Source organism: Vibrio metschnikovii CIP 69.14, from assembly GCF_000176155.1.
Classification (GTDB): Bacteria; Pseudomonadota; Gammaproteobacteria; order Enterobacterales; family Vibrionaceae; genus Vibrio; species Vibrio metschnikovii.
In genome coordinates this window covers 1,519,404-1,532,995 of the sequence record NZ_ACZO01000006.1, presented here as the reverse complement: position 1 = coordinate 1,532,995, position 13,592 = coordinate 1,519,404, and the positions used below count along the sequence as shown (strand labels likewise).

The 13,592-nt window shown below is 43.5% G+C and carries 10 protein-coding genes; 5 read left to right on the top strand and 5 right to left on the bottom strand.

Annotation, left to right across the window (positions count from 1 at the left end):
- The first annotated feature begins 133 nt into the window (after positions 1-133).
- Complete coding sequence (locus tag VIB_RS17060) at positions 134-370, top strand: hypothetical protein (protein WP_050782726.1); 237 nt, start codon at positions 134-136, stop codon at positions 368-370.
- A 30-nt stretch (positions 371-400) separates the two neighbouring features.
- Entirely contained in the window at positions 401-3,670 is a 3,270-nt protein-coding gene (locus tag VIB_RS10280; RefSeq protein ID WP_004395875.1) for an ExeM/NucH family extracellular endonuclease, read from the top strand.
- Positions 3,671-3,749: 79 nt separating this feature from the next.
- Here VIB_RS10280 and VIB_RS10275 read toward each other — a convergent pair whose 3' ends face one another.
- The 3 genes from VIB_RS10275 to rdgC form a co-directional block, all read right to left on the bottom strand.
- Positions 3,750-4,004, bottom strand: coding sequence for a YfhL family 4Fe-4S dicluster ferredoxin (locus VIB_RS10275; RefSeq protein ID WP_040904656.1), 255 nt, complete (start codon positions 4,002-4,004; stop codon positions 3,750-3,752).
- A 2-nt stretch (positions 4,005-4,006) separates the two neighbouring features.
- Complete coding sequence (gene trhP, locus VIB_RS10270; RefSeq protein WP_040904654.1) at positions 4,007-5,407, bottom strand: prephenate-dependent tRNA uridine(34) hydroxylase TrhP; 1,401 nt, start codon at positions 5,405-5,407, stop codon at positions 4,007-4,009.
- Between the two features lie 191 nt (positions 5,408-5,598).
- A complete protein-coding gene (gene rdgC, locus VIB_RS10265) occupies positions 5,599-6,513 on the bottom strand; it encodes a recombination-associated protein RdgC (RefSeq protein WP_040904652.1) in 915 nt (304 codons plus the stop codon).
- A 236-nt stretch (positions 6,514-6,749) separates the two neighbouring features.
- Between rdgC and phoB the strand changes: the two genes are divergently transcribed.
- Genes phoB through VIB_RS10250 form a run of 3 tightly spaced genes read left to right on the top strand, consistent with a single transcriptional unit; the run spans position 6,750 to position 9,709 of the window.
- Complete coding sequence (gene phoB, locus VIB_RS10260; protein ID WP_040904650.1) at positions 6,750-7,439, top strand: phosphate regulon transcriptional regulator PhoB; 690 nt, start codon at positions 6,750-6,752, stop codon at positions 7,437-7,439.
- 21 nt (positions 7,440-7,460) lie between these two features.
- Entirely contained in the window at positions 7,461-8,765 is a 1,305-nt protein-coding gene (gene phoR, locus VIB_RS10255) for a phosphate regulon sensor histidine kinase PhoR (protein ID WP_004395870.1), read from the top strand.
- A 17-nt stretch (positions 8,766-8,782) separates the two neighbouring features.
- Positions 8,783-9,709: a PstS family phosphate ABC transporter substrate-binding protein gene (locus tag VIB_RS10250; protein WP_237665977.1), complete on the top strand. Its 927-nt coding sequence runs from the start codon at positions 8,783-8,785 to the stop codon at positions 9,707-9,709.
- 53 nt (positions 9,710-9,762) lie between these two features.
- On the opposite strand, the gene ppx is transcribed toward VIB_RS10250, so the two are convergent.
- Entirely contained in the window at positions 9,763-11,292 is a 1,530-nt protein-coding gene (gene ppx / locus VIB_RS10245) for an exopolyphosphatase (protein WP_004395867.1), read from the bottom strand.
- On the bottom strand, positions 11,276-13,378 hold the full coding sequence (gene ppk1, locus VIB_RS10240; protein ID WP_004395866.1) for a polyphosphate kinase 1: 2,103 nt from the start codon (positions 13,376-13,378) through the stop codon (positions 11,276-11,278). Before ppk1 ends, ppx begins: the two co-directional genes overlap by 17 nt.
- Positions 13,379-13,592 lie beyond the last annotated feature (214 nt).

Sequence of the window (13,592 nt, the reverse complement as noted above, 5' to 3'; positions counted from 1 at the left end):
TGGTTTTATTGAATATGAAGAAATCGGTGAATGTACTACCACATCAGATCCTTGGGTCGATCCGGCGATTAAAGTTTGTAATCGCTATCAAGAATTTAAGAATCAAGGCGGTTTAGTTTCATTTCAATATAGTTTGAATGAGCGTTGGGATGTAGTTGGTTCGGTCAACTATGAAGCTTATAAAGATTGGGATAGAGGAAGCCAACAGTGGGGCCACGATGTCGAGCTCTGGGAAGCGATGGGCCGCAGTCGGAGTTTCCAAACCATCGGTGTGCGTTATAAACCGAGTCGTTCTTCTGTGATTGAAGTAGAAGGCAATATCGGTGAAGCCTATCAAGATGTTTATGCGAAAGCGAAAGTCTTTTTCTAATCCGCTTAGTGAAGAATTAAGGATATACTTATGAAATATAAAATGTCTCTCTTAGCATTAGCGGTTGGTAGCTCACTGATAGCACCTGCTTTTGCCGATATCAATGATATTGTGATTGCACGTTATTTGATGGGAATGAGCAATAACAAAGCAATAGAAATTACCAATGTGGGCGCTGAAGCTCATACGTTTGAAAATACCGCCTTGTATATGGATGGTTTCTCTGGAAGTGGTGCTGATTCATTTCAAGGCATCAATATGCTTAATGGGGTAACTTTAGGAGCAGGACAATCTATTGTTATCCATCATGGTTCTCTTGTCGATACAATAAAATCTGAAATTCCCGCTGGTGTACAAACTAAAGTCGCTGGATTTGTGTTTAATGGCGACGATGCGATTTTTATCGCCCATCCCGTGATTAATCCCGGCTGTTCTGATGAGACTGTCTGTTACGTTGATGGTGATGATGCTAGAGAGGCTATTCGAGCCAATACTCATGATATTGTTGGCGCTAAGACGGTTTCGGGTAACACCACTGGTTGGGGATATCGGAAAACATTGGTACGTAATACTGGTGAGTTATCACAGCCCAGCTCTTCATTTATTGCAGCTGATTGGGTTGAATATTCAGTAGATTCTCCAGCAGGCTTAGGTACTGGGCTATCTGGCGCTCCAGTTGAACCCGTACCGCAAACCGGGGTTTGTAGTGATGCGCCTAGTTCCATTATGAAAAAAGCCATTTATGAAATTCAAGGGAATGGGTGGAACTCTCCATTGGTTGATGTAGAAAATAATAAATTCTACAGTGACGATGAATATCTAGTCGAAGGTGTAGTGGTTGCGACTACAACAGGGCTAACCAAAGGCTATTATATTCAAGATCAACATGGTGATGGCGATCCAGAAACGTCAGATGGTCTGTTCGTCTATTTTCCTTCAGGAATTGATACTAACTTAGTTGGGCAAACGTTGTGTTTCCGTGGAAAAGTACAAGAGTACTATAACTCCACACAATTAAATCCTACCGAAAATAAATGGGAAGTCATGAACTCTACGCCAGTTCAAATCACCCCGACTCCATTAACTATGATTGATAGTGATGAACGTTCATTCCGCAAATTGCTTGAGCGTCATGAAGGGATGTTGGTGACGCTTCCTGAAGATATTGATACTTCACGAGAAGGTAAGCAAGACATGAGAGTGACTCGAACTTTCAGCTTTGACTATGCCTCTTATCGTAGCAATCTCGTTTTATCTTATGAGAAAACTAACTTGCATCCGAACCAACTTGCCCCAGCAGGTTCTGATTCATCGAAAGCTTCGATCATCGATAACCAAGATCGTCGTTTATATGTTGAAAGTGATGCAAAAGCAGCCGATGGTGTCATTCCTTATTTCCCTGCTTGGACTGATAATCCGACCAATAACTATATTCGTGTGGATGACAGTGTAGTAGGGATGCAAGGCGTTATTAATTATAGTTACGATGAATATCGCTTAATACCTACGTCTGATGTGACTAAAGCAAACTTTAAAGCTAATAATGGCCGTCAAAATTCTCCTGTTATTGATTCAACAGTAAATTCTGATGAGTTTGTATTACGGGTTGCTTCTAAGAACGTACTGAATTTTTTCAACTCGCCATTTAAAGGGGACTATAACCCTCATGGTTTAAATCGTGGTGCAGAGAGTCAAGTTGAGTTTGAGCTACAAAAAGCCAAATTAGTCAAAGCATTATATGGCATGAATGCTGATGTAATTGGTTTAATGGAGATTGAAAATAATGGATTTGGTCATTATGGAGCAATTAAAGAGCTAGTTGATACGCTTAACCAAGAATACACTGAAGATCGTTATTCCAGACGGACTGATGCACGTTACGTCGGCAACCGCTATACCTTTGTGGCGTATGATGCGAACGGCGATAAGTTGATTACTTCTGAAGACACTATTGGCTCTGATGCGATTACCACTGGTCTCATTTACCGACCAAGTAAAGTCACATTGGAAGAAGTGGATATTATACCGATGCCTCGACAAGAAGCACCAGCTATTACTGATGAAAATGGCAATGTTTTAACTAACAGTAAAGGAGAGTTAATTGGGAGTGGACGTGCCTATCAACGTGATGCATTAACGGGGACTTTTTTAGTGCATAACACTGGGAAAAAGTTAACCATTTCCGTTAACCATCTTAAATCTAAAGGCTCAGCTTGTTGGGAAGACTTCCAAAATCGAGACTCAAGTAATAACCCGATAGATGAAGATCAGCAAGGTAACTGCGAAAACTTCCGTGTTGCAGGGGCCGTTCAATTAGGTGAACAATTAGCTAAACGTTATCCAGATAATGATCGCATCATTATGGGGGACTTAAACTCGTATGCTAAAGAAGATCCAATGCTAGTTTTGACCAGCAATCCGACAAATAAAGTATTGACGGCGGCTCGTGATACTTGGATTGGTAATCAACCTCAATTTGGTTCTAATGGTGCTGTGATTACTCGTTCTTTTGGGTATACCAATGCTGTACACATGATGGATGAAAAGAAAGGTCGCCAACCAAGCTGGAGTTACTCTTACAACGATGAAATTGGCTCGTTAGATCATATGTTAGTCAGTTCTGGTCTTAAAGGACGAGTTGTTGATGCGGTTGATTGGCATATCAATAGCTCAGAAACTCCACTGTTTGATTATGCTAAGAGAAATGCGGGTACTAACCCCGGTAAGTTCCATAGTACGGATAAAGACTACTCTAACCCAGTAGTAACGGCTTTTCGTTCATCAGATCATGATCCTGTGTTAATGAATCTAGCTTATAAATACGCAGAGCAAGGGAGTGAACGGATTCGCTTTACTATAGATAGTAGCCGCGTTGATATCCCATTTGTTGTCAATGTCGATGCTAAAAAAGACGATAAAGCTTATTTAGTCATCACTAGCGGTTTGAAATCAAACGATAAACCTCAGATCCCTGTAGTGGGCTTGAAAAAAGATGGCCTTCAAACGGTAAGTTTTAACGTGGCTAATTTACCACGTGGTGAATATACCGTTCGCATGTATCTAATGCGTCAAGATGTTGCAGACGATCAAGCGGTTGTGAAAGTCAATGAGGCTGAAGTGACTTGGTCTGAAGTGGCTGGTTCCAGTAAAGAAATGATGATTGAAGTAGCTGCAACCGATGGTATTAGTACAGGTAAAGTTGCTGTGCCAAGCTATGATGGTTCAGGTTCAGGTGGCTCACTGGGTGGCTTTGGCCTCTTGTCTTTACTGACATTTGGCTGGTTCCGTCGCCGTCGCTAAGTAAATAAGTTGAATTAATCAGTAATAAAAATCCGCCTTCACTGGCGGATTTTTTTATCAAGCAACCACTAAAAAATAGCTAAGCTAATCCTTGAAGGATAACAAATTTTTCTAGCAGTTGTTCTTCGCTTTCAATGTGTTGAGGATCCGTAATAATACAGTTATTGATCGGACACACCGACTGACAGGTCGGTTGATCATAGTGTCCTTTGCACTCGGTACATAAATCTGGGTTAATCTCATAAACGTATTCACCCATCGAAATGGCGCCGTTTGGACACTCTGGCTCACACATATCACAGTTGGTGCATTTGTCTGTGATCAATAGTGCCATGATTATTTGCCTGTTGGGTTGCGAGTATCTTGACCGGCATTGAGGTTACGCATTAATAACGCGTACTCAAGATCTAAGTCTTCAGGCATAGGAATAAACACGAAGTGACCATTACCTTTTGCATCATCAATGGCTTGCGACTTGCGGTTTTCCATCACTTCAAGAGTAAAAATGATATTGCCTTTAGGGGTCATCAACTCAAGACTGTCACCGACACAGAACTTGTTCTTCACTTCCACTTCAACTAAATCACCACGGCGTTTACCGGTAAACTCACCGACAAATTGCTGACTATCGGAGACAGAATAACCATAGTCATAGTTTTGGTAGCTATCATGAGTATGACGACGTAGGAAACCTTCGGTATAGCCGCGATGCGCGAGGCTTTCTAAGGTGCCCATTAGGCTGTCATCAAACGGTCTGCCAGCGACGGCATCATCAATCGCTTTACGATAAACTTGAGCCGTTCGGGCGCAGTAATAGAATGACTTAGTACGACCTTCAATTTTGAGCGAGTGAACACCCATCTTGGTTAAACGTTCAACGTGCTGAACCGCGCGTAAGTCTTTTGAGTTCATGATATAGGTACCATGTTCATCTTCAAACGCGGCCATTTTTTCTTCAGGGCGGTGGCTTTCAGACAACAGCACGACATCATCAATCGGTTTACCTAACCCTAAGGTGTTATCGGGACGTTCTGTTTGTACTTCAATCGCTTGGGCGGCGCTTGGATCGAACTGTTCGACAATTTGCCCTAACGCATCTTCTTGTGCTTTCTCTACTTTGTATTCCCAGCGGCAAGCGTTGGTGCAAGTACCTTGGTTCGGGTCTCGTTTATTCATGTAGCCTGATAATAAACAGCGGCCCGAATAGGCCATGCACAGTGCGCCATGGACAAAGATCTCTAGCTCAGTCTCTGGGCATTGTTGGCGAATTTCTTCGATCTCTTCTAGTGACAGCTCGCGAGATAATATTACGCGTTCGACACCTTGGGTTGACCAAAACTTAACCGTTGCCCAGTTAACCGCATTAGCTTGTACTGACAAATGAATCGCCATCTCAGGAAACGCTTCACGTACCATCATGATCAGGCCGGGATCGGACATAATTAATGCATCCGGTTCCATGTCGATAACCGGTTTTAAATCGCGAATAAAGGTTTTTAATTTTGAGTTGTGTGGCTGAATATTACACACCACATAGAATTTTTTACCCAGTGCATGCGCTTCGTTAATGCCGATTTGCAGATTTTCGTGGTTAAACTCGTTATTACGTACGCGTAGGCTGTAACGCGGTTGGCCGGCATAAACAGCATCTGCGCCGTAAGCAAAGGCATAACGCATATTTTTTAGACTACCGGCAGGTGACAGTAGCTCAGGGACGAAAGGGGATGTTGTACTCATTATTAGCTTCTCAATCTGATTTCAAGTCAGGCCAATACCACCTCATGGTATTGGAAAGGGCGCAAATTTTACGTCAAAAGGTAAGCGGTGACCATACTCTTTTTCAGGTTATTATTCCTTGGCGTCTTGGTCTTGTCGTGGAAGGATGAAGAGAAAGGATTCAGGCTGGAGATACCAGCCTGAATAGGCCGTTAGGCGTCGTTTGACGGTAAGCCGCCTAATACATCAAATAAGTTAGGTAATAGAGCAGAAAATTCACCACACATTAACGATAAATCCGCATCGAATCGCGCCGCTTGGTCTTCTCTTGGAATATCTTCGTTTTGGTCTTTGAGCTCATCACTAAATGCCAAACGCTTTAAGCTGCAATCTTCGGCGAGGATGAAACTGATCCGGTCTTGCCAATTGAGTGCCAGTTTAGTGACGACTTTATTAGCGGCAATATGACTGATGATTTCATCACTGGTCAGCTCTTGCTTTTTACAACGGATGGTTGCGCCATCTTCTAAGGTGGATTTTAACTCTGCTTCTTCTAAGAGCGTAAAGCCTTGTGGTACGTTGCCGTCCTTGACCCATTGAGTCAATGTGGTTTCGACCGCAATTTCAGGAATTGCTGGCAGGACGGGTAAGCTACCCATGGTTTTGCGCAGCAGAGCCAGAACATCTTCCGCTTTTTTATAGCTGCTAGCATCGACCAGAATTAACCCTTCTTTAGGCATGATGAGTACGTAGGTATAATGGCTACGACTGAAGGCTCGCGGCAGCAAATCAATCATGACTTCTTCTTTTAAGGTTTCTTTCTCTTTTTTCTTGAGTGGTCGACCTTCTTGCGTCTCAATGGTGTCGACTTTGGCATTCAAAGACTCTTTGATCACCGATGCCGGGAGCATTTTTTCTTCTTTTTTAGCGCAAATCAGTATTCGTCCATCACTAACGTGCGTCATCATATCGCCATGTTTACCAAGGGCATGCACCCAACCAAACTTCTGTTTGTCTTGACTAGAGCAAGGGCTAAAACGAAATTCCGTTAGTTGAGTTTCCAGTTGATCCGCATTAAAGGGAATATCACGATTGACGCGATACACCATACAATTTTTAAACCACATAGTGCGCTTCTTTTGGTTGTTCACAATTCGTCTATGATAGGGGAATTGACGATTAATGTCTTATACTCTTACGACACGAAATGACGATTGGTTAGCGGAGTTTGGTCACGCTAATCACCTCGTAAACCGTACACAAGCGTGAACTTTATATGAAAATTAGTTTGCAAAGGTCACAAAAGTGTCATAATCATTTCCCATAATGCATAGCGTTGATTAATAACAAAGGTTATTCAATTATGTCTAGAAGGATTCTGGTCGTTGAGGATGAAGCACCCATTCGTGAAATGTTGTGTTTTGTGCTTGAACAAAAAGGCTATCAAGCAGTGGAAGCTGAAGATTATGATAGCGCGGTGACTAAGCTCGTTGAACCTTTCCCCGATCTTGTTCTGCTCGATTGGATGCTACCCGGCGGTAGCGGGATTAACTTTATCAAACACATGAAACGTGAAGAGTTAACACGTAACATTCCGGTTGTCATGCTGACCGCTCGGGGTGAAGAAGAAGATAAAGTTCGTGGTTTAGAAGTGGGAGCGGATGATTACATCACCAAACCCTTTTCACCGAAAGAGTTGATTGCGCGTTTAAAAGCGGTTATTCGCCGTGTTACTCCTACCTCATTAGAAGATGTCATTGACGTGCAAGGTTTAAAATTGGATCCGGTGTCTCACCGAGTGACCGCTGATGATGTGGCGCTAGATATGGGACCGACCGAGTTTAAGATGCTGCACTTTTTTATGACTCAACAAGAGCGCGTATACAGTCGAGAGCAACTGCTGAATAACATCTGGGGCACCAATGTCTATGTCGAAGATCGTACGGTGGATGTGCATATTCGCCGCTTGCGTAAAGCTTTAGAAGATGCCGGGCATGATAAGCTGATTCAAACCGTGCGTGGCGCTGGCTACCGGTTTTCAACCAAAGCTTAAGTCGGCCCGTTGTGGAGTATTATGGTTGAACGATTAACTTGGAAAAAGCTGGCCTGGGAGCTGGCTTTTTTTTACCTTCCCTGGCTGATTGTTGGCTGGGTATTTGGGCATATGCCTTGGTTGCTGTTAGCGGCAACGGCATTACAGCTGGTTTGGCATTTGCATAATCAAGTGCGATTTTCGGCTTGGTTGTGGGATGAAAAGCGCTTAACACCCCCTTCTGGTTCAGGGAATTGGGAGTCGCTGTTTAATGGTATTTATCGTTTGCAGCAGCGGCAACGCAAAAAGCGCAAAGAGCTCACCAATTTAATTCGCCGTTTTCGTAATGGTGCAGAATCGTTACCTGATGCGGTGGTGGTATTTCGCGCGGAAGGCAATATTGTGTGGTGCAACCGCTTAGCCCAGTATTTGTTGGGATTTCGTTGGCCCGATGATGCTGGACAACCGATTTCCAATTTGATCCGCACTCCAGGTTTTATCAATTATCTGCAGAAAAATGATTTTTCAGAACCGTTGACCATGCACTCGCCATTGAATGTTGAGCGATCTTTAGAGCTACGTATCGTGCCGTACACCGAAGGTGAACATTTAATGGTCGTACGTGATGTGACTCAGGTGAAGCAGCTTGAAGGCATGAGACGAAATTTTTTTGCTAATGTATCGCATGAGTTACGCACGCCAATGACGGTTCTGCAAGGTTACTTAGAAATGACGGAAGACCCAGATCTGCTACTCGGTCCAATGTGGCCGAAAGCCCACGGAGTGATGACCGAGCAGTTGAATCGGATGTCGAGTTTAGTTAATCAATTGCTCACCTTATCGAAAATTGAGGCTTCGCCCATTCATGAGTTGGATGAAGAAGTTGATGTCCCAGCGATGCTTGAGGTGTTAGAAAAAGAAGCGTTAAGTTTAAGTGGTGAACAGGCTCATCAGATTCGTTTTACTGTGGATAAACAGCTTAAAGTCTTAGCCGATGAAGACCAACTGCGTAGCGCTATTTCTAATTTAGTTTATAACGCCGTGAAATATACCCCAGCGGGCGCAGAGATTCAGGTTCGCTGGCAAAATACTGAACAAGGAGCGTTGTTTGAAGTGGAAGACCGTGGTGAAGGGATTGCGGCTCAGCATTTGCATCGCTTAACCGAGCGTTTTTATCGAGTGGATAAAGCGCGATCACGCGATACCGGTGGTAGTGGTCTGGGGTTGGCGATTGTCAAACATGCGCTTTCCCATCACGATAGCCATTTAGATATTCGCAGTGAAGTTGGCGTTGGGAGCTGTTTCTCGTTTGTGTTACCGAAACGTTTGGTGGTGAAATGCAATTAAGACGTTGGTTGATGGTGATGATGGCGAGTTTTCCGTTCAGCTCAGGAGCTTCGCAATCACTCACCGATTATCATCGCGTACCGGGTATATCGGGGAGTGTCCTTTCTGTGGGCTCGGATACTCTTGCCGGGCTGACAACACTTTGGGCAGAAGCGTTTAATGAGCTGTATCCTAATGTTAATGCTCAAGTACAAGCATCAGGCTCATCGACGGCACCGCCAGCTTTAACGGAAGAAACAGCGCAATTTGGACCGATGAGTCGACCAATGCGTCTACGAGAGATTGAAGCGTTTGAACGCACCCATGGCTACAAGCCGACTGAGTTACGGATTGCGATTGATGCGATTGGTGTGTTTGCTCATCGAGATAATCCCATCGAGGGATTAAATTTTACCGAGCTCGATCAGATTTTTTCAGTAACGTTACGTTGCGGGGCCACAGAATCGATCAACCGTTGGTCACAATTAGGTCTAGATTACTCATGGGCACAGCGACGCATGCAGTTGTTTGGACGTAATTCGGTGTCGGGAACGTACGGCTATTTTAAGCAAACCGCGTTGTGTGGCGGTGATTTTAAAGCCCATGTCAATCAACAGCCGGGTTCAGCCTCTGTGGTGCAGTCGGTTGCTTCATCGATTAATGCATTAGGCTATTCTGGGGTAGGCTATCGTGTTTCTGGAGTGAAACTGGTCCCGATTGCTCGCCAAGGACGAGATTACGTTTATCCCTCACACGATAATATTTTGTCTGGTGAATACCCTTTATCTCGTTATCTGTATTTGTACGTTAACAAACACCCAGGGCGGCCATTAATGCCGCTGGAAAGAGAATTTGTGCGTTTTATCTTTTCTAAGCAGGGACAAGATCTGGTTAGCAAAGAAGGTTACTTAGCCATATCTGCTGAGGTCGCGCAGCAAGAATTGGCCAAAGTGGGGATTAAGTGATCTGTGTTTACCGCGCATGCCAGCAGTTAAATCTAGGCTTTGACCCACTTGATTTAAAACGTTAACGTCCAACCAACTTTATGCCAATAGGCTTGTTCACTGAGTAAATCGATGTGCAGCAGTTTATTGTTTTCAAGCCAAGCTGGATCATTGCATGTTAATTGCCACCGATCTTCTTTGGCACTTAAGCGAATCTCGGGAAGTGGATCATCATTGCGCTGTCCATTTAGGACAATCGCTAACCGTAACACGCGGATAAGGCCGATGATGTGTTTTTTCTTATAGAGATAGAAATCGCTCATTTCACCAAGCTTAAGAGCTTTACGTTGAAAGCGAACCAGCGTGGCGAGCACCCTTTGTTGTTCACTGTTAAACCCTGGCATATTGGTGTGCTGTAAGATGTAAGCGGAGTGACGATGAAAGGCTTGTAAGCTGATGCTAAGGCCAACTTCGTGGAGTAGCGCAGCCCATTCTAGTAGCGCAAATAAATCACTGTTGGCTTTGAGTCCTAATTCGTCATTAACTTGACTCAAAAACTCTTTAGCGTAGCCCTTAACTTTTGCCGCGTGCTCTAAATCAACGAAGTGTTTGACCGCTAAGTTTTCTGTCGTGCGTAAACGGACATCGTCGTACTTGAACCTATCTTCCATTTCATACAGTAAGCCTTCGCGCAATGCGCCATCGGAAAAATGCATTTCCTTGATCTTTAATGCATTAAAGACACCGGTTAAGATGGCGACTCCGGCAGGAAAGACCGGTTTACGATCATCAGTCAGTCCGGTTAATTGAATATCCGCAATTTGATTAGACTCACACAGCTTATCGACTAATTTATGTAGCCGTTCTTGGGTGATCACGCCATCGTCGTAGCCTAAGCCAATCAATACTTCATGGATAGCTTTGACGGTACCTGACGAGCCAAATGCACGCTGCCAGCCTTTTTTACGATATTTACTGGCCATGGACTCGAGTTTTTGTTCCGCCGATAAAATCGCTTGAGCAAACTTTTTCTTTGACAGTTTATCATTGGTAAAAAAGCGTTCAGTGTAACTGACACAGCCCATCTGTTTGCTGTTAACCAATTCAGCTTCAAAGCCTTTACCGATGATCAGCTCCGTACTTCCACCGCCAATATCGACGACCAGCATAGAGTCTGCTTGCGGTTGAGTATGAGCTACACCAAGATAAATTAATCGCGCCTCTTCACTACCAGGAATAATTTCGATAGGAAAAGGCATCACCTCTAACGCTCGTTGTAAGAAAAGGTGAGCGTTATTAGCTTGACGTAAGGTGTGGGTGGCCGCGATACGGACATTCTCGACTTTGAACCCTTGGAGCCGCTCAGCAAACATGGCTAAACAGGCTAACCCTCGCTCAATGGAGGCGTGATCCAGATTTTTTTGTTCATCTAAGCCTAATGCCAAATGCACCCGTTGTTTATGGCGGCTGATCAGTTGTAAATCTTGTTCAACGACTTTTGCGACCACCATATGGAAGCTATTTGAGCCAAGATCAATCGCCGCGATTTCTCGGCTGGTCGATTCGCTACTGTCTGGAGAAGTGATCTCAGAGTGGGTTTTCATGTGGCTCAAGGTTTCCTTTGGGTTTGCGTGTTTCTTTTTCTATTTGTTTAAGGTAGTCGTAAATAGCCAATTGTGAACGTATTTTTTTCCGATTGCCGCGTTTGACGTAACGGTTACTCATCTCTTTATCGATAACTCGAGCTTTGACGGTATCGGTAAACTGGAGATTAATGATATCGATGATCCGTTGTTTTAAACGTGGGCTACGAATGGGTGTGGTTACTTCAATCCGATGATCGAGGTTACGTGTCATCCAGTCAGCCGAAGAGATATAGACTAAAGGGTCGCCATCGTTATGGGTGATCAGTACTCGTGGATGCTCTAAGAAACGATCAACAATACTAATAATACTAATGTTATCACTGACTCCTGCAATACCGGGAACTAATGAACACATACCGCGAATGATCATTTTTATTTTAACGCCCGCGCTGCTCGCACCATAGAGTTTATTGATCAATCCTTTATCAACCAAATTATTCACTTTAACCATGATTTCAGCCTTCTTACCGTTACGGGCATTGGCAATTTCACTATCAATTAACCGATACAACTGGGTACGGCTATTTCGCGGTGAAACCAGTAAGTGAGTAAATTTAATCGGGCGAAATGGATTTTCAATATACGCAAACACACTACGCACTTCATTGGTGAGTTCATGATCGGCGGTGAGTAAAGAAAAGTCAGTATAAATCCGTGCGGTTTTTTCATGGAAATTCCCGGTACCAATATGTGCATAGCGCACTAATTCACTCTCTTCTCGACGAGTAATCAACAGTAACTTGGCATGAATTTTCATTCCTGGAATACCAAAAATCACGTCAACGCCCGCTTCAGTGAGGATCCGGGACCATTCGATATTGGCTTCTTCATCAAAACGCGCTTGCAGCTCGACGACCACGACGACACGTTTACCGTTATGCACTGCATCGATCAACGAATTCATCAATTTAGAGTTTTTAGCTACCCGATAAATGTTGATTTTAATACTGATCACTTTGGGATCAAACGAGGCTTGGCGCACTAACTCGGTGATATGCTCAAAGCGATGGTAAGGGTAGTGGAGTAAGATGTCTTGGCTACGAATGGCATCAAAGGCGTTTAAGTAACCATCGAAATCAGCACATTTGAGAGGTGGTAATGTACGGTTTTCTAAGTAATCGCGCCCAACATTGGGAAACGCGATAAAGTCTTTAAAGTTGTGATAACGACCACCGGGAAGCAGACTATCATAATAAGAAATTTTGAGTTTTTCACATAAAAACGTCAGCATGGCTTCAGGCATGTCATGTTCGTAGATAAAACGCACGGGCATCGCGGTCAGTCGCTGACTTAAGCCTTCTGATAATTGTTCGAGTAAACTGTACTCAACTTCGCGGCGTAAATCGTACTCTGCATCTCGAGTCATTTTTATTGCGTAGCCGTGAAGCGTGTCGTAATCAAAAAAGCCACGGAAAATATCATCTAAACAGTAACGAATAATATTATCGAGCAAAATAATGGTCTTGCGTCCTTTGCCTTTTTGCTCAGGTAACATGACAAAGCGAGGTAAATGATCGGTTGGGATCTCGAGCAGGGCATAGCTTGATTGCTGGTCTTTTTTAAGCTCAACGGCAATGTAAGCGTACTCATCTTTAAGAAACTGCAATACATCAATATCATCACGCAGCAATAGCGGAGTAATATGAGGTAATACCTCTTTATGAAAATATTTACTGATCCACTTTTGTTGTAGGGTATCGAGTTGGGTCTCATTGACTAAAAAAATCCGCCGCCGGGCCATTTCGACAATCAATTCACTGTATAGACGATCAAAATCTTGGTTCAGTTTAAACGCTTTGCTCTGCATTTTACTCAGTAGATGCTTGGAGCTATCTTTTACGCCTTGTTCACGGTTGATTAAAATTCGCCGTTTGACATCAGCAAAACGGACTTTATAGAATTCATCTAAGTTATTAGAAAAAATACCTAAAAAACGAATTCTTTCAATCAATGGTACCGTTTTATCTGCCGCTTCTTGCAACACACGTTCATTAAACGAAAGCCAACTTAATTCTTTGTCGATGTACAACTTTTCGGTACTCATGGATTCCTTTCTTTTGCTTAAGCTCGAAAACCTGACGAGATGATACGTCGGTTTCCGCCATGCTTATCCGTTGCCTAATTTATATTTTACTTCATCTCAATCACATCGTTTATCTATACTCATGGCGACGGACTTGCCGTCTATCTGACGATCGACGTTATTGGTAGATAAGCCAGTCGCAATGATCATTGTGCAAACTAAAGCGATGATATGA